The sequence below is a fragment of the Telluria sp. LT1R51-2 genome (genome assembly GCF_059685775.1).
The window spans coordinates 2,853,026-2,870,420 of the sequence record NZ_JCASIM010000001.1 but is presented as its reverse complement, the minus strand read 5'-3'; the positions used below and the strand labels follow the sequence as shown (position 1 = coordinate 2,870,420).

Here is a 17,395-nt window from a genome sequence, read left to right as displayed (position 1 = left end):
TGAGATAGGTAAAACATGGCACGCACTGTCCAACTGAAAATTTACCGCTACGATCCGGACAAGGATTCGAAGCCTTACATGCAAGACGTTTCGGTCGAGCTGCAAGACACCGACAAGATGCTGCTGGACGTCCTGCAGCGCATCAAGGCGGATGTCGATGACTCGCTGGCGCTGCGCCGCTCGTGCCGTGAAGGCGTGTGTGGTTCGGACGCGATGAACATCAACGGCAAGAACGGCCTGGCCTGCACGACCAACCTGAACGAGCTGACTCAGCCGATCGTGCTGCGTCCTCTGCCAGGCCTGCCGGTGGTGCGCGACCTGATCGTCGACATGACCAACTTCTTCAAGCAGTATCACTCGGTCAAGCCGTACCTGATCAACGAGTCGATCCGCCCTGAAAAAGAGCGTCTGCAGTCGCCTGAAGAGCGCGAAGAGCTCGACGGTCTGTACGAGTGCATCCTGTGCGCCTGCTGCTCGACTTCGTGCCCGTCGTTCTGGTGGAACCCGGACAAGTTCGTCGGTCCTGCCGGCCTGCTGCAAGCGTACCGCTTCATCGCCGACTCGCGCGACGAAGCGACCAACGATCGCCTGGACAACCTGGAAGATCCGTACCGCCTGTTCCGCTGCCACTCGATCATGAACTGTACGGACGTGTGCCCGAAGGGCCTCAATCCGAACAAGGCGATTGGCAAGATCAAGGAACTGCTGGTGCGTCGCGCGATTTAAGCGATGCAATGCGTGCGGCGCCCCAAAGGACGTCGCACGCGTTCCGGTGTCCAGACGTGCGTCGAGCATTGCGCTCGACGAATGTGTGCATTACCGTAAAAGTACCGTACTGCCGAATCATGGCAGCCGGAGTATGATGTCGAACCAACAACGGATTTTAATGTGATTACACATCAAGCCGATCCTGCCAACCGTTCACGCCTGCGCTGGCGTGCACGTCGTGGCCTGCTCGAGAACGATCTGATCCTGACGCGCTTTCTCGACGCGCACGAACAGGACCTGACCGACGACGAGGTCGATGCGCTGACGCGCCTGCTTGATCTGGCTGACAACCCGTTGCTGGACCTGCTGCTGGGGCGCAATGAGCTCTCCGGCGAGCTCGACCTGCCGCACGTGCACGCCTTGCTGGCGAAGCTGCGGCTAGCGTAAGCGAACTATGGGCATCCGATTCGCCAACGCGGCACGTTGCGGCGCCCCCCGGTTTCGTTTTATTTTGTAGACCCACTCCCACAAGAAGGAAGTGCCATGAACATCTCTGATACCAAAGCCACCCTGTCGTTCTCGGACGGCAGCCCGTCGATCGACATGCCGATCTACAAAGGCACCATCGGCCCGGACGTCGTTGACATCCGCAAGCTGTACGGCGCGACCGGCAAGTTCACGTACGATCCTGGCTTCATGTCGACCGCCGCCTGTAACTCGAGCATCACCTACATCGACGGTGACAAGGGCGAGCTGCTGTACCGCGGTTACCCGATCGAGCAACTGGCCGTCAACTGCGACTTCCTGGAAACCTGCTACCTGCTGCTGAACGGCGAACTGCCGAACGCTGAACAGAAAGACCTGTTCACCGACACCGTGACCAAGCACACGATGATCCACGAGCAGATGAACTTCTTCTTCCGTGGCTTCCGTCGCGACGCGCACCCGATGTCGGTGCTGGTCGGTACGGTCGGCGCGCTGGCGTCGTTCTACCACGACTCGCTGGACATCAACGATGCCAAGCAGCGCGAAATCTCGGCAATCCGCCTGATCGCCAAGCTGCCGACCCTGGTCGCCATGGCCTACAAGTACAACGTCGGCCAACCGTTCGTGTACCCACGCAACGACCTGTCGTACAGCGCCAACTTCATGTACATGATGTTCGCCAACCCGTGCGAAGAGTACAAGGTCAACGACGTGCTGGTGCGCGCCCTGGACCGCATCCTGATCCTGCACGCAGACCACGAGCAGAACGCATCGACCTCGACCGTCCGTCTGGCCGGTTCGTCGGGCGCCAACCCGTTCGCCTGTATCGCAGCCGGCATCGCCTGCCTGTGGGGCCCTGCCCACGGCGGCGCGAACGAAGCAGCGCTGAACATGCTGAAGGAAATCGGTAGCGTCGAGAACATCCCGGCCTTCATCGAGAAGGTCAAGGACAAGAACTCCGGCGTCAAGCTGATGGGCTTCGGTCACCGCGTGTACAAGAACTTCGACCCGCGTGCCAAGCTGATGCGCGAAACCTGCCACGAAGTGCTGGAAGAACTGGGCCTGCAGGACGACCCGCTGTTCAAGCTGGCGATGGAACTGGAACGCATCGCTCTCGAAGACGAATACTTCGTGTCGCGTAAACTCTACCCGAACGTCGACTTCTACTCGGGCATCGTGCAATCGGCGCTGGGTATCCCGGTCACCATGTTCACCGGCATCTTTGCGATGGCCCGTACCATCGGCTGGATCGCGCAGTGGAACGAAATGATCGCCGATCCAGAGCAGAAGATCGGCCGTCCACGTCAGCTGTTCGTCGGTTCGCCGGCGCGTGACGTGCCGGACATGGACAAGCGTTAATCCGCCCGTTCGATCGCTAAAAAAGCGGGCTGCGGCCCGCTTTTTTCATGGCGCATGCAACGAAAATATTTCGTTGACCGACCCCTGGCGTTGCCGCTGAAGCGGTCTATACTGAGCTCATCAGTATCAATTTCCACTATGAAACATTCCATGCATTCACGATCAGGCGACCCCATTGGTGCACGCACGCTGGCGCGGCTGGGATTACTCCGCGCAGCCCATGGCCGAGCGGCGTACGGCATCCGTTCGTAGCACCGCAGCCAGGCGCCGCCATCGCAGCGGCAAGCCGGCTCTTTCAACGCTGATCGTGGAGACTGAAATGAGTGATGCAATGGTTGTTTCCTGGCTGGATCTCGAGCGCCTCGAGCGCGCACTCGACCGGCTTTCGCCAGCACAGGCCAGGGCGCGCGACGCGCTGCTGGGTGAACTGGAACATGCGCAACTGGTCGAGCCGTGGGAGATGCCGCTCGATGTCGTGACCATGAATTCGCGCGTGCGCTTTCGCGTGGCCGGCGCCAGCGAAGAAGAAACGATGACGCTGAGTTACCCCAACGATATGCAGGACACCGCCGAACGGCTCTCGGTGCTCACGCCGGCCGGCATGGCACTGCTGGGTGTGCGCGTTGGCGGGCGGATGTCGTGGCAGCAGCCGGATGGCCCGCATGAGGCCACGGTGCTCGGCATCGAGCATCAACCCGAACCGGCGAAGCGGTAGTGCCACGGCCTGTCGCGTGCATGTGTAGAATGTTTTCCTCATGATCGTCATCGAGGGAACCACCATGCACCGTTTTTTCGCCGCCTGCTTCCTGTGCCTTTCTTTGTCGCTGGGCTTGGGCGGCGCTGCGCACGCCGCCACCGATGCGACCCTCACGCGCGAAGTCAACGCCTTCGTCGACGGTTGGCACGATGACGCCGCCAACACGCGCATGGCGTACTTCGACAAGATCGCCAAGGATGGCGTGTATATCGGCACTGACCGCACCGAGCTGTGGACGCGCGACGAATTCAAGGCATGGTCGAAGAAGTACTTCGATGCCAAATCCGCCTGGACCTTCAAGGCCACGCGCCGCAATGTCTATGCGTCGGCCGACAAATCGTTGATCTGGTTCGACGAGCTGCTCGATACCAAAAACATGGGGCCGGCGATGGCCAGTGGCGTGCTGCGCAAGACCAAGTCAGGCTTCGAGATCGTCCACTATCAGCTGTCGCTGGCGGTGCCCAATGCCGTCAACGACCAGGTCGTCGGGATCATCGCCGACCACGAAAAGCAACCAAAGAAATAAGCAGCTTGCAGTGAAGACGCATTACATAGGCCGCTTTGCGCCATCGCCTTCCGGGCCGCTGCATGCCGGTTCGCTGGTTGCGGCCATGGCCAGCTACCTCGACGCCCGCTGGCACGGGGGCACCTGGCTGATCCGCATCGAAGACATCGACGAAGGCCGCAGCGTACCCGGCGCGGCCGACCGCATGCTGCAACTGCTGGCCGCGCTTGGGATGGGGCATGACGGCGACATCGTCTGGCAAAGCCGGCGCAAGCATTTGTATGAAGCCGCTGCCGCGCGCATTGAGCGCGACACGTATCCGTGCGGCTGCAACCGGCGCGAGATTGCCGATTCGCGCATCGGCGTAGCACCCGACGGCAGCGCCATCTATCCGGGCACCTGCCGCCATGGCCTCGGCCCGGGACGCACCATGCGCAGCCTGCGCGTGCGCGTGCCGGCGGCGGGCGAGGATGCCATTACCTTTGTTGACCGTTTTGCCGGACCAGTCACGCAGCACCTGGCCCGTGATGCCGGCGACTTCGTGCTGAAGCGCGCGGACGGGTTCTGGGCCTATCAACTGGCGGTCGTGGTGGACGATATCGAGCAAGGCGTGACCGACATCGTGCGCGGCGCAGATCTGCTCGACTCGACGCCGCGCCAGATCCATCTGCAGCGGCTGCTCGGCGCACCGACGCCGCGCTACCTGCACGTGCCGGTGGTACGCAACAGCAATGGAGAAAAATTGTCGAAGCAGACGGGTGCGCTTGCCGTCACGGCAGGCGATGCGCCTGCCGCAATCGACGTTCTGATGGAGACCGCGGCGTTTCTGGGGCTTGTGCTCGACGGGCCAGCGCCGGATTCCATCGAGGCATTCTGGCGCGCCGCGATTCCCGCCTGGGGGCAGCTGCTGGCGGAGCGCGCCGCAAGCTGATCTACTGCGGATTCTGCATGATGCTGATGGAGCCGTTCACTTCGAGAAACGCGCACTTCATCTTCGGGCGCGGGCAATCGGCGCCGCGCAGCGCTTCTTCGACATCGTCCTGCGACAGACGGCAGCGCTTCATCACATCCTTGAAGAACACGCCATCGCGCCCAATCAATACGGGACTGCCCTCGACGAACGCCTCGAACTTGCGGCTGCGCGATGTGAGGAAGGCGATCAGCACGGTCAGCGCCACCAGTGTCGCAGCGATGACCAGCCCGCCGAGCAGTGATTCGTCGCCACCGGTCATCGAATTGGACACGGATTCGGACAACAGCATCACCACGAGCAGGTCGAACGGCGTGAATTGCCCGACTGTACGGCGGCCTGCAATGCGCATCATGGCGAGCAGGGCGCAGTAGACGATCGCGCCGCGCGCGATCAGCTCCCACCAGGGTAGATCGAAGTCGAACATGGCGCCTCCAGGGGCATGAAATAGGCGCTGATTGTAATCAATCTGCCAACCTCATGACGCCCGTCTGCGCCACACTCTGATCAGTGACCGGCCAGCATGTCCTCGGCGCCGTCCTTGTCGTGGATGGCAAAGCGGGTCATCAGGGTGGCGCTGGCCTCGTTCAGGCCATGCACGACCACCTGCGCACCGGCGCGGCGCAGTTTCAGCACGACCTTGTCGAGCGCGCCGATGGCAGTGATGTCCCAGAAATGCGCGTCGCTCAGGTCGATGTGCACGGTCGCGCGCGTCGGGCTGTAGTCGAACGCATGGACGAGCTGGTCGGACGACACGAAGAACACGTGACCGCTGACCAGGTAGTGACGGACCTCGCCGCCATCCGTGCCAGTCTCCACGCGCGACGTCACGCTCAGCATCCGGCTGACTTTCTGCGCAAAGAACACGCCCGACAACAGCACGCCCGCCAGCACGCCCTTGGCCAGGTCGTGCGTGGCCACGGTGACGACGACCGTGGCGAGCATGACGATGCTCGAGCTGGCCGGATGCGCGCGCAGGTTGCTGATCGAACTCCAGCTGAACGTGCCGATGGCCACCATGATCATCACGGCAACCAGCGCCGCCATCGGGATCTGGCGCACCCAGTCGCCCAGGAACACGACCATGAGCAGCAGCACGACGCCAGCGGTCAGCGTCGACAGGCGGGTACGGCCGCCCGATTTCACGTTGATCACCGATTGGCCGATCATCGCGCAGCCGGCCATGCCGCCGATGAAGCCGGTAGCGACGTTGGCGATGCCCTGACCGACGCATTCACGGTTCTTGTCGCTGCGGGTATCGGTCAGGTCGTCGACGATCGTGGCGGTCATCAGCGATTCAAGCAGGCCCACGAGCATCAGCGTGGCCGAGTACGGCAAGATGATCTGCAGGGTCTCGAGACTGAACGGCACGTTCGGGATCAGGAACGACGGCAGGCTGTCCGGCAGCTCGCCCATGTCGCCGACGGTGCGGATGTCCAGGCCCAGTGCGATGGACGCGCCGGTCATGACGACAATCGCGACCAGCGGCGACGGCACGGCGCGCGTCAGGTACGGCAAGCCGTAGATGATGGCCAGCGCGGCCGCAGTGACGGCGTACACGTGCCACGTGACGTTCGTCAGTTCAGGTAACTGGGCGAGGAAAATCAGGATCGCCAGGGCGTTGACGAAGCCCGTGATCACCGAGCGCGAGACAAACCGCATCAGGCGGCCAAGCTTGATCCAGCCGGCGACGATCTGCAGCACGCCGGTCAGGATGGTGGCGGCCAGCAGATAATCGAGGCCGTGCTCCTTGACGAGCGAGACCATGATCAGGGCCATGGCGCCGGTGGCAGCGGAGATCATGCCTGGCCGCCCGCCGAAAAAGGCGATCAGTGTCGCGATCGAGAACGACGCGTACAGGCCGACCTTCGGGTCGACGCCGGCAATGATGGAAAACGCAATGGCCTCAGGGATGAGGGCGAGGGCGACGACGATACCTGCAAGCAGGTCGCCACGGACGTTGGAGAACCAGTCCTGGCGGATGTGTTGAAATACCATGAGGATACCTTCCCGGGCTGTAACAGCCGAGTGCAAGAAATGGAAACGCCGTGCACGAAGCAGGGCGCAGCAAGACGAACGACAACGCACCGGCGTCGTGATGACGGCGGTGCATGGACGTGCAATGGGGAAGGGGTATTACGGGGGTGTTACTGAGCAGAAATAACCGCGTGGCAGTCCGCATCCCGGGAAGGATGCCGCAGCCAGCCGCAGTACGGCGCGACGCGTGCTGTAAGCACGTTAGGCGCTGCGGAGCTGGGTGGCGGGGAGGGACAATACGGTCATAGCCAGCTATTTTGCACCGCAACATAACATCAGTCAAGTCGCATGCTGCGGTGCGTCCGGTTACCTTGCTACCGGTTTGGGGACTGGTCCATCAGCCGGTGCGGGTGGCGCAACGTCAGGCATCTCGGCGACTGGCGGTGGTGGCGGCGGCGGTGCGATCCGCTTGCCGTTCGCCGGTGACGCCGGTGGTGCTGGAGGTGCCGGTGGCGCTGGCCTGTCTTTCAGGGCGTGACCGCCCAGTGGTGCAGGCGGCGGCGGGGTGCCAACCGGCGGCGCCGGCGGTGCCGCTGGTGCGACTGCACCCACTGGCGGCGCCGGTGGCGCAGGCGGTGGTGGTGGCGGTGCACATTTGCTGCTGGTGCCACGGCAGTCGGGTTGGTCGGCGGCGTGCGCCAGGCTGGCTGACAGTGGCAGGGTGATGGCAAGGCCGAGGGCCAGGCTGGATCGGATGATGCGGTTCATGGTGTTCTCCTTGGTGGGCATGAAACACATCGTGCGCCCACAATGTGGAGAAATCATGGAGACGCGCGACAGCTTACACGCGCAATGAAAAATTCCTGGAAGAAAATTGTGCAGTCGCCGTTTACTAAACGGCACTAAACTTCACGCAAACCGCCAAAGTTTGTTGAGGCTTCACACACTACTTGTATAAATTTGCGGTACCGGTTTGCACGACCCCTGCGATATGCAGAAGAGATGCCCGCCGTTTAGTAAATCTGCGACAGGCCGGCAGGCGACACCCTGAGAATGTGTCGCGCTGGCGATGACATCGGGACGCTTCACGTTGCGGTGCGCAAAGGCTGCCGGTTGACGGCCGCCTGAACCTGCTGCCGCCATAAAAGATAGCCCATACAGGGCACGACCAGGAGACACACATGCATTCACACACCCACCGCGCTTCACGGCAGCGCTGCAGCGTCACGCCCATCGCCATGGCCGTCAGCCTTGCGCTGCTGTCGCTCTCGACCGTTCACGCCCAGACCATGCCGGCCGACCAGCCGGCCCAGCCGCCGGCCGCGCAGCCAGGCGCAGTGCAGACAGCCCCGGCTGCAACTGCAGTGGCAACTGCAGCCACCGAGGCGCCGTCCGCCGACCAGCCTGCCGCTGCAGGCCCGTCGACGGTGGTGGTGACGGGCTTTCGCTACTCCATCGAGAAAAGCCTCGACCAGAAGCGCGAAGCCAATTCGATCGTCGAGGTGGTGACCGCCGAAGACGTGGGCAAATTCCCGGACAAGAACGTGGCCGATGCGCTCCAGCGCGTGCCGGGCGTGGTCGTCACCCGCAGTGGCGGCGAAGGCAAGAACGTCAGCGTGCGCGGCTTGTCGTCCGACCTGACCCTGACACAGCTGAACGGCAACTACGTCGCCACCGCCGAATCGAATGGCGATCCGTCGCGCTCGTTCAACTACATGCTGATGCCGTCGAACATGCTGGCCAGCGCCGAGCTGTACAAGACGTCCGAAGCGCGCTTCGACGAAGGCGGCATCGGCGGCACGGTGATCCTGCGCACGCGCCGGCCGCTCGATGTCAAGTCGGGCACGGGCTTCGTCAATGCGGAAGGCACTTGGGCCGATACCACCAAGAAGACCGACCCGCAGTTCTCCGGCCAGTACGCGTGGCACGACGAGAGCAACCGCTTTGGCGTCCTGGTCGGCTACACCCAGCAAAAGCGCACCACGCGTACGATGGGCGCGAGCACTGAAAACTGGCAATGGTATGCCGACGACTACAAGGCGCAGCCGCCGGTGGGCGCCGATGGCCAGCCTTCCAACCTGAATTCGTTCTGGTGGGGCCAGTCGGGCTTTTATGACCAGTCCGGCAAGTACTACACCAAGTTCGCGATGCCGACCGCCGTTGCGCTGGACGTGCGCACCACCGAGCGCGAGCGCAAGGGCGGCCAGCTCACGCTGCAGTTCAAGCCGCTGCGCAACCTGAACATGACGGCCAACTACTTCCGCTTCGACCTGCAGCAGAATTCGCAGCTCAACCAGCTGAAGGTCCCGGAATGGAATATCGCGCGCTACGACGGCGATGGCAATTGGCCGGGCGGGCGCCTGCTCGACGGCCTCACGTTCGACCCGAGCGGCACCGTCGTGACCGGCGCGCAGTACAGCGTGCGTCCAGGCAAGGCGTACTACTGCAACAGCGCGCAGGCTGGCGCTGCCGGCTTGAGCAACACCGGCGGCTTCGGTCCGGACGATTGCACGATCCCGACCCCGCAGATCACCGGTGGCTACAGCCGCGAGAAGGCGCTGTCGCAAACCGCTGACTTTGAAGTCGAATGGAAGGGCGAGTCCGTCGACGCCACCTTCAAGCTCGGCCGCACCTGGGCCGAGGGCGGCCCGGAACTGCAATTCGGCATGCCGATCAAGCCGCGTCGGCAGAATGCCGACGGCAGCTGGTCGCTTGGTAACACGGCCACATCGTGGGACGTGAGCGGCAAGCCGACGATGACGTTCGCGCCGGAGCTGATGCAGAACCTGCGCAACGGCATCGGCGAGATCGACCTGGGCTCGACCTCCTCGTCCTGGACCCGCAACAGCACCGACCAGAACTACGCGCAGGCCGACCTGACCTGGCACGCCGACAGCAGCTGGCTGGACTCGGTGCAGTTCGGCGCCAAGTACCGCGATGGTGGCACCAGCCGCAGCACCGGCAACAATTACTGGGTCTGCAAGGGCGCCAATCCTGGCGACTACGACAGCCGCTACCAGAACGGCTGCGACGCATCTGCCAACCAGTTCCGTCCTGAATTCCTGTACGACGAATCGCTGGGCAACCTGACGGGCGGCCTGAAAGCCAGCGCCTTCCCGGGCATCAACTATCCGGCCTATATCTCGTACCTGAACCAGACGTACGGCGAGATGCAGACCCGCAACGAAGAAAACTTCATCTACAACGTGGATGAAAAGATCACGTCGATGTACTTGCAGGGCAATTTCAAGACGGACCGCCTGCGCGGCAACCTGGGTGTGCGCGTCGTGCGCACCCGCCAGCATGCCGATTCGACTGACAAGGTCGACTACTACAACGACTACTTCTTCGACGGTCCTGACGGCACCCCGGCGCCATGCCTGGCCGGTGGCCTGCCCGCTGCCGGTGCACCTGCCGGCTCGGGTTGCACGAGTGGCTTCACGGTCGTGCCGGACAGCGAAACCAATCCGGCCACCGGCCACGTCTCGACCTATGTCGTCAGCTCGCTCGATCGCACCTACACCGATGTGCTGCCAAGCCTGAACGTCGCGTACGACCTGACCGACACGCTGCTGCTGCGCGGCGCCGCCTCGAAGGTCGTGGCGCGCCCGAGCTACAACGACATCGGCGCACCGGGCGCCCTGAGCAACTTCAGCCAGGAATACGTCAATGATCGCCGCCTGATCGGCGGGGGCGACCGCCAGGGCTGGTTCGGCTCGGGCAGCAACAAGGATCTGGAGCCGTACCAGGCCACGCAGTACGACCTGGGCCTGGAGTGGTACTTCCACCGCGGCTCCGTGCTCGGCGCCGGCATCTTCCGCAAGAACGTCCAGAACTTCGCGGTGCCGGTCGTGCGTGACGTGAACCTGAACCTCGGCGGCGAGGCGATCGCGGTGCAGAACTACGCGACCAGTGCCGGCGGGCGCGACGCGGTGTCGAAAGGCATCGAGTTGTACGCGCAGCACACGTTCGACAACGGCATCGGCTTCCAGGTCAACTACACGTACAACAAGACCAACCAGGCCGCGATCACGCTGGCCGACGGCACCGAGATCGGCACCTCGCCGCTGGTGGGCAGCGCCAAGAACCAGGCCAACGTGACGGTGTTCTACTCGACCGACCGGCTCATGCTGCGCGCGTCGTATAACCGCCGCGGCCTGGTGGTCAACGGCCTGATGAACGGCTTGAACGTGTATGAGGCGCCGTACAGCCAGGTCGACCTGAACGCGTCGTACAACTTCACGCCGGAGCTGAGCCTGACCGCATCGGTCCTGAACGCCACCGAGGAAGAGTCGCACTCGTACCTGGGCAACGACACCAAGTCGCGCTTCTACAGCAACAACTACGCCGGCCGTGTGGCGTATGTGGGCCTGAACTACAAGTTCTGAGTCCGCAGCGACCCTCTCCGCCACCCTGGCGGGGAGGGTGTCTTCTTTCCAGGATCACGCCATGAACGCTCGGATCACCACGATCGCGACGGCCGGCGGCTGGCGCGCGCTGTGCGCCGGCCTGCTTCTTTTCTTCTGCGCAGGTCTCGCCCTGGCCAACCCATCCGACAAGCTCGTCATCGACGGGGGCTGGCGCTTCCACCTGTTGCCGGGCGACGCGCGCGAAGCGGCGCATCCCGACCTCATGCCGTGGCGCGCGGCCACCGTGCCGGGCACTGTGCATACCGATCTGCTGGCACACGGCCTGATTCCCGATCCCTACGTCGGCGCGCCCGAAGCGGGCCTGCAGTGGATCGGCCTGGCCAACTGGGAATACCGTACCGCCTTCGATGTGCCGCGCGCCGTGCTGCAGCGCGCGCGCAGCGAGCTGGTATTCGCCGGACTCGACACCTTTGCCGAAGTCTGGCTCAACGGCGTCAAGCTGCTCGACGCGAACAATGCGTTTCGCACCTGGCGCGTGCCAGTGGCCGGCCGGCTGCGCGAGCACGGCAACATCCTGCGCATCGTGTTTCGCTCACCCATCAACACGATGCAGCCGCAGGTCGCTGCGATGCCACACAAGATCGCCGGCAACTACGCGTCGCCTTACGGGGATGAACCCAAGGATGTGCTGAGCGCGAACTTCGTGCGCAAACCCGGCTACCACTATGGCTGGGACTGGGGCCCGCGCTACGTCACGGCCGGTATCGGCAAACCCGTCGTGCTGCACAGCTGGGATGCAGTGCGCATCGACGACCTGCAACTGCGCCAGGACCGCGTCGATGCAGCGCGCGCCGACATCGCCGCCATCGCATCGCTCGACGCGGTGCGCGCCGGGCGCTTTACGCTGCGCCTGTGGCAGACGGCGCCCGGCGGTCAGCGCACGCTCACCGCAACGAAGCAGATCGACCTGCGCGCCGGTGCCAACCGCATTGAATTGCCGGTGCGGATCGACGATCCGCAGCGCTGGTTCCCGAACGGCTACGGCAAGCAGCCGCTGTACCGCTACCAGCTCGACGTCAGCCATGGCAACAGCACGCTTGCCACGCACGCTGCACGCACGGGCCTGCGCAGCGTCGAGCTGCGGCGCGACCGCGACGCCGCCGGCCAGGGCTTCTATTTCGTCATCAATGGCATTCCCGTGTTTGCCAAGGGCGCCAACACGATCCCGTTCGACATGTTCCAGCCGCGCGTGCGCCGTGAGCAGCTACGGCACGTGCTGCAATCGGCCGCCGACGCCAACATGAACATGCTGCGCAGCTGGGGCGGTGGCTATTACGAAGACGAGGATTTCTACGACCTCGCCGATGAACTGGGCCTGATGGTCTGGCAGGATTTCATGTTCGGCGGCGGGATGCAGCCGGCGTACGATCCGGCGTTTCGCGCTAATGTCGTGCACGAGGCGCGCGACCAGGTGCGGCGCCTGCGCAACCGCCCGAGCGTCGTGCTCTGGTGCGGCAATAACGAGCAGGAGATCGCCTGGAAAAACTGGGGCCACCGCAAGACGCTCGAGCGCGCCGATCCGGTCTTTGCCACTCAGGTCTGGGACGGTTATGTCGCGCTGTTCGGCGTCGACCTGCGCCGCGTGGTGGCCGAAGAAAGCGGCGGCATCGGCTACTGGTCGAGCTCGCCCGGCAACGATTTGCAGCAAGCGGCCAATACCCCAGGCAGCGGGGACATGCACTACTGGGAAGTGTGGGGCAATCCGGCGCATCCGGTCTCCAACTACCTCGACATCACGCCGCGCTTCATGTCCGAGTACGGGCTGCAAGCATGGCCGGTGCAGCGCACGATCGATGCGTTTGCCACGCGCGTCGAGCAGGGCGTGGCCACGCCCGTCATCGAAGCACACCAGAAATTCATGGCCGGCAAGGGCAATGAGCGCCTGACGAAATACGTGCAGGCGCAGTTCGGCGAGCCGGTCGATTTCCCGGCGTTTGCTTACCTGAGCCAGGTGATGCAGGCCGACGGCATCGAGCTGGCCGCGCTGCACCACCGCCGCAGCCGCCCGCACACGATGGGTTCGCTGTACTGGCAGCTCAATGATGTATGGCCGGGCGCGTCGTGGTCGAGTATCGACTGGTTCGGCCGGCCAAAGGCGCTGCAGTTTCATGCGCGCCGCTTCTTTGCACCGGTCGCCGTCGCGGCATTGCGCGACGCCCGCGGTGCTACGCGCGTTAGCCTCATCAACGACCGCACGCACGCCGTGCAGGGAACCTTGCACACGCGTGTGATGTCGCTCGATGGCGCTGTGCTGCGCGATACACGCGAGGCCATTACGGTCGCGCCGCTGTCAGCTAGCGACGCGGGCGCGTATGCCGATGCCGACCTGCTGGCCGGCGCCGATCCCGCATCGACCGTTGCCGTGTTCACGCTGCAGGTAGAGGGCGAGCCGGCATCGACCGGCGTCGTCTACTTCGTGCCGGCGAAAGACGTCGCCTGGCGCGATCCCGGCCTGCACACGACCGTGCACCGCGATGTTGACGGCTACCGCATCGAGATCACGGCAGCGACACTGGCGCGCGGCGTCTGGCTCGATGCCGGCGACGTCGATGCGCAGTTCCACGACAATGCTTTGACCATCCTGCCGGGTGAACCCGTCACCGTGCGCGTGACGTCCACTGCCAGCGACAGCGTGCTGCGCGCCGCCCTCCATGTCCGTTCGCTGCGTGATGCCATGCGCGCGACCAACCCAACTTCCTGGAAGATCACCCCATGAACAAGACCCACACCATCGGCGCCGCCGTGGCCATGCTGCTGGCCAGCATGGCCAATGCCGCCGAACCCCGCACTGCAAACGTTTTTGCCACGTCGTTCGAAGCGAACGAGCCCCTTCCTGCCACCACCGCGGGCGAGGGCATCCGGGTCACGCCGGGTAGTGGCCCCGACAAGCCGTATGCCGCCAAGGCGAAGACCGGCTATACCGGTTTGCGCGCGCTGCAGTACCACAGCGACGGCAAGGGCGGGCGCCTGCCGCTGTTCGCGGTCGATCTGGCGATCAAGGCCGACACGGTCCTGTCATGGAACGTGCTGCCCGAAATCGTCGATGGCGACATTGCCACGTCCACCGGCGTGGCGCTGGACCTGGTGCTGGACGACGGCCGCCGCATCTCGAACCTGGACCTGCGCGACAACCACGGCGTGCGTATCGACGCGGTGGCGCAGGCCAGGTCGAACACGCTGTATCCGCAGCAGTGGGCGCACAAGTCGGTGCGCCTGGGCAGCCTGGCGGGGCGCCGCATCAAGTCGATCGAGCTGGCGCTGCAGCCCACTGCGGCCGCCGGCGCCAGCGGCTGGCTCGATGACATCGTCATCGGCGAGCAGGCCCGCGCCGAAGCCAAGCGCCCGACCGACCACGTGCTGACCACGCGCGGCACGCAAGCCAACGGCACCTTCTCGCGCGGGAACAATATCCCGGCCACGGCGATGCCACACGGCTTTAACTTCTGGACGCCGGCCACCGATGCCAGCACCCTGAGCTGGCTGTATCGCTGGAACGAACAGAACGACGAGAACAACCGCCCGCGCCTGCAGGCGCTGTCGCTGAGCCACCAACCGAGCCCCTGGATGGGCGACCGCCAGACCTTCCAGATCATGCCGTCGAACGCGAGCGGCAAGCCCGATCCCGACCGCAAGCGCCGCGCACTGTCGTTCTCGCACGATAACGAAGTGGCGCGTGCGCACACCTATCGCGTGGACTTCGACAACGGCATCCGCGCCGAGATTGCGCCGAGCGAACGGGCGGCGATCTTCCGCTTCCGCTTCCCGCAAGGGGGCGATGCTAACCTGCTGTTCGATAACGTTGATGCACGCGGCGGCCTGCGTCTGGACGCGGCCACGCAGACGCTGCGCGGCTACACCGACACGCGCAGCGGCCTGTCGAACGGCGCGACGCGCATGTTCGTGTTCGCGCGTTTCGACCAGCGCTGGCAGGCCAGCGGCCCCCTGGAGACGGGCCGCCCGACCGGCTACATCAAGTTCAAGGCCGACGGCGGTGAAGTGCGCATGCGCATCGCCACGTCGCTGATTTCGGTCGAGCAGGCGCAGAAAAACCTCGCGCTGGAAATCGGCGACGCCGGTTTCGACACCGTGCGCGAACGCGCGCAGGCGGCCTGGGACAAGGAACTGGGCCGGGTGAAGGTGGACGGCGCCAGCGACGACCAGCTGACGACGGTCTACTCGAACCTGTACCGCCTGTTCCTGTACCCGAACGTCGGCCACGAAAACGTCGGCAGTGCGCAGCAACCCGACTGGCGCCACGCCGACCAGAGCGGCTGGTCGCAGGCCAAAACCGGTGGCGACGACGACAGGACCTCGGCGCCCGTCGTCGCCGGTAAGGTGTATGTCAATAACGGCTTCTGGGACACCTTCCGCACCACCTGGCCCGCCTACGCACTGCTGGCGCCAACCCGCGCCGGCGAGATGGTCGACGGCTTCCTGCAGCAATACCGCGACGGCGGCTGGGTGGCGCGCTGGTCGTCGCCGGGCTACGCCGACCTGATGGTCGGCACCAGTTCCGACGTCGCTTTCGCCGACGCCTGGCTCAAGGGCGTGCGCGGGTTCGATGCGCACCAGGCCTACGAGGCGGCGCTGAAGAACGCGACGGTGGTGCCGCCCGTGTCGAACGTCGGGCGCAAGGGTTTGGGCAAGTCGATGTACCGCGGATATGCCGATGCGTCGGTCCATGAAGGCATGTCGTGGACGCTCGAAGGCGCACTCAATGACTTCGGCCTGGCGCAGATGGCCACGGCCCTGGCTGGCGGCGAAGGAGATACTGCGCGCGGTCGCCGCTACCGCGAGGAAGCCGCGTACTTCGGCGCGCGCGCCACCGATTACGTCCACCTGTACGACCCGGCCACGGGGTTCTTCCGCGGCCGCGACGCCAAGGGCGCGTGGCGCGAACCGGCCAAGGCGTTCGACCCACGCCGCTGGGGTGGCGACTACACGGAAGCCAATGCCTGGAATTTCGCGTTCACCGTACCGCACGACGCCGAAGGACTGGCCAGCCTGATGGGCGGGCGCGCCGCGCTGGGCAAGCGCCTCGATACCTTCTTCGCCACGCCCGAAACGGCGCAGGCAGCGTTCTCGGGCAGCTACCGCCAGGTGATCCACGAAATGACCGAAGCGCGCGACGTGCGCATGGGGATGTACGCGCACAGCAACCAGCCGTCGCACCATATCCCATGGATGTACGCGGCGGCCGGCCAGCCGGCCAAGACGCAGAAGATCACACGCGACATCCTGGCGCGCCTGTACCTGGGCAGCGAGATCGGGCAGGGTTATGCAGGCGACGAAGACAATGGCGAGATGTCGGCCTGGTACACGTTTGCGATGATGGGCCTGTATCCGCTGCGGATGGGGTCCCCAGAATACGTGATCGGCTCGCCGGCGTTCGCGCGCACCGACGTACGCCTGGAAAATGGCCGAACGTTGTCCGTGATCGCGCATGACAACAGCCCGGAGAACGTCTACGTGCAGTCGCTCACGGTCAATGGCAAGCCGTGGACCAAACCATGGATCCGCCACGACGACATCGCTGGCGGCGCGACGCTGGAGTTCACGATGGGCAGCACGCCATCGACCTGGGGCACTGGGGCCGGCGCCTTGCCGGCATCGTTGACGCCTGTTGGCAAGCAGCCCGCGGGTCTGGTTGACCGCAGCAAGGGTGCCACGCTGACGCTGGACGGCAAGCGCGCGCCCGCGCCGCTGAACGACGACGATGCAGCGACGGCCGTGGAAGTGCCGGCGGCAGCGAACATCGGCATCACGCTGGCAAAAAGCGCGCGCATCAGCCACTACACGCTCACCGGCGGCAAGGCGCCGCTGGGCAAGGTGTCATGGACGCTGGAAGGCCGTGATGCCAAGGGTGGCTGGGTTGCACTGGACACGCGCGAGAACGAAGTCTTTGCCTGGGAGCGTCAGCTGCGCCCGTTCGGCATCGCCAAGCCCGGCGTGTACAAGGCGTACCGCTTGCGCTTTGCACAAGGAGCCGCGTTCGAGCTGGCCGAAGTGGAGCTGCTCGAAGCGCGGTAAACACACCGCACTCTGGGGCGCTGCTTGTTTACTAAAACGCGCTAAAACACGGGCAGTTTAGTCTGCCCGCGTTGACGCTCCGGAGGCGCGGCTGTTATAAAACGCACTGGAACAACGCGCGCCGGATGCCTTTTCGGACGACGCAAAAAACGCCCACAGAGGCGTTTATTAAA

General features: G+C 64.4%; 12 protein-coding genes. 9 read left to right on the top strand and 3 right to left on the bottom strand.

Annotated elements, in window-relative coordinates; translation table 11 throughout:
- The first annotated feature begins 15 nt into the window (after positions 1–15).
- From AC56LH_RS12610 to gluQRS, 6 genes are all read left to right on the top strand, one after another.
- Positions 16–726 (top strand): succinate dehydrogenase iron-sulfur subunit, encoded by a 711-nt coding sequence (locus AC56LH_RS12610; RefSeq protein ID WP_183555470.1) that lies wholly within the window; start codon positions 16–18, stop codon positions 724–726.
- A gap of 162 nt (positions 727–888) precedes the next feature.
- A complete protein-coding gene (locus AC56LH_RS12605) occupies positions 889–1,155 on the top strand; it encodes an FAD assembly factor SdhE (RefSeq protein ID WP_499646485.1) in 267 nt (88 codons plus the stop codon).
- A 96-nt stretch (positions 1,156–1,251) separates the two neighbouring features.
- Positions 1,252–2,553, top strand: a complete 1,302-nt coding sequence (gene gltA, locus AC56LH_RS12600; RefSeq protein ID WP_499580263.1) for a citrate synthase — start codon at positions 1,252–1,254, stop codon at positions 2,551–2,553.
- A gap of 319 nt (positions 2,554–2,872) precedes the next feature.
- Positions 2,873–3,268, top strand: coding sequence for a nucleoside diphosphate kinase regulator (gene rnk / locus AC56LH_RS12595; protein WP_499646483.1), 396 nt, complete (start codon positions 2,873–2,875; stop codon positions 3,266–3,268).
- A gap of 64 nt (positions 3,269–3,332) precedes the next feature.
- Positions 3,333–3,836, top strand: a complete 504-nt coding sequence (locus tag AC56LH_RS12590) for a nuclear transport factor 2 family protein (RefSeq protein ID WP_499646481.1) — start codon at positions 3,333–3,335, stop codon at positions 3,834–3,836.
- Positions 3,837–3,846: 10 nt separating this feature from the next.
- Positions 3,847–4,746, top strand: coding sequence for a tRNA glutamyl-Q(34) synthetase GluQRS (gene gluQRS, locus AC56LH_RS12585; RefSeq protein ID WP_499646479.1), 900 nt, complete (start codon positions 3,847–3,849; stop codon positions 4,744–4,746).
- A 1-nt stretch (position 4,747) separates the two neighbouring features.
- Here the strand turns inward: gluQRS and AC56LH_RS12580 are convergent, their stop codons facing one another.
- The 3 genes from AC56LH_RS12580 to AC56LH_RS12570 all read right to left on the bottom strand — a co-directional run bounded on the left by AC56LH_RS12580 (position 4,748) and on the right by AC56LH_RS12570 (position 7,530).
- On the bottom strand, positions 4,748–5,212 hold the full coding sequence (locus AC56LH_RS12580) for a DUF421 domain-containing protein (RefSeq protein ID WP_499646477.1): 465 nt from the start codon (positions 5,210–5,212) through the stop codon (positions 4,748–4,750).
- A gap of 80 nt (positions 5,213–5,292) precedes the next feature.
- Positions 5,293–6,783 (bottom strand): SulP family inorganic anion transporter, encoded by a 1,491-nt coding sequence (locus AC56LH_RS12575; protein WP_499646475.1) that lies wholly within the window; start codon positions 6,781–6,783, stop codon positions 5,293–5,295.
- Between the two features lie 345 nt (positions 6,784–7,128).
- Positions 7,129–7,530: a hypothetical protein gene (locus AC56LH_RS12570; RefSeq protein ID WP_499646473.1), complete on the bottom strand. Its 402-nt coding sequence runs from the start codon at positions 7,528–7,530 to the stop codon at positions 7,129–7,131.
- Between the two features lie 413 nt (positions 7,531–7,943).
- Here AC56LH_RS12570 and AC56LH_RS12565 point away from each other — a divergent pair, with 413 nt between their 5' ends.
- The 3 genes from AC56LH_RS12565 to AC56LH_RS12555 all read left to right on the top strand — a co-directional run bounded on the left by AC56LH_RS12565 (position 7,944) and on the right by AC56LH_RS12555 (position 17,222).
- Positions 7,944–11,150 (top strand): TonB-dependent receptor, encoded by a 3,207-nt coding sequence (locus AC56LH_RS12565; RefSeq protein ID WP_499646471.1) that lies wholly within the window; start codon positions 7,944–7,946, stop codon positions 11,148–11,150.
- A gap of 61 nt (positions 11,151–11,211) precedes the next feature.
- Positions 11,212–13,908 (top strand): beta-mannosidase, encoded by a 2,697-nt coding sequence (locus tag AC56LH_RS12560; RefSeq protein ID WP_499646469.1) that lies wholly within the window; start codon positions 11,212–11,214, stop codon positions 13,906–13,908.
- On the top strand, positions 13,905–17,222 hold the full coding sequence (locus AC56LH_RS12555) for a GH92 family glycosyl hydrolase (protein ID WP_499646467.1): 3,318 nt from the start codon (positions 13,905–13,907) through the stop codon (positions 17,220–17,222). Before AC56LH_RS12560 ends, AC56LH_RS12555 begins: the two co-directional genes overlap by 4 nt.
- Positions 17,223–17,395 lie beyond the last annotated feature (173 nt).

Excerpts from the sequence above, each read along its gene's own strand:
- AC56LH_RS12575 (WP_499646475.1), bottom strand. The coding sequence starts at position 6,783 with ATGGTATTTCAACACATCCGCCAGGACTGGTTCTCCAACGTCCGTGGC.
- AC56LH_RS12610 (WP_183555470.1), top strand. The coding sequence starts at position 16 with ATGGCACGCACTGTCCAACTGAAAATTTACCGCTACGATCCGGACAAG.
- gltA (WP_499580263.1), top strand. The coding sequence starts at position 1,252 with ATGAACATCTCTGATACCAAAGCCACCCTGTCGTTCTCGGACGGCAGC.
- AC56LH_RS12565 (WP_499646471.1), top strand. The coding sequence starts at position 7,944 with ATGCATTCACACACCCACCGCGCTTCACGGCAGCGCTGCAGCGTCACG.
- AC56LH_RS12570 (WP_499646473.1), bottom strand. The coding sequence starts at position 7,530 with ATGAACCGCATCATCCGATCCAGCCTGGCCCTCGGCCTTGCCATCACC.
- rnk (WP_499646483.1), top strand. The coding sequence starts at position 2,873 with ATGAGTGATGCAATGGTTGTTTCCTGGCTGGATCTCGAGCGCCTCGAG.
- AC56LH_RS12555 (WP_499646467.1), top strand. The coding sequence starts at position 13,905 with ATGAACAAGACCCACACCATCGGCGCCGCCGTGGCCATGCTGCTGGCC.
- AC56LH_RS12590 (WP_499646481.1), top strand. The coding sequence starts at position 3,333 with ATGCACCGTTTTTTCGCCGCCTGCTTCCTGTGCCTTTCTTTGTCGCTG.
- AC56LH_RS12560 (WP_499646469.1), top strand. The coding sequence starts at position 11,212 with ATGAACGCTCGGATCACCACGATCGCGACGGCCGGCGGCTGGCGCGCG.
- AC56LH_RS12580 (WP_499646477.1), bottom strand. The coding sequence starts at position 5,212 with ATGTTCGACTTCGATCTACCCTGGTGGGAGCTGATCGCGCGCGGCGCG.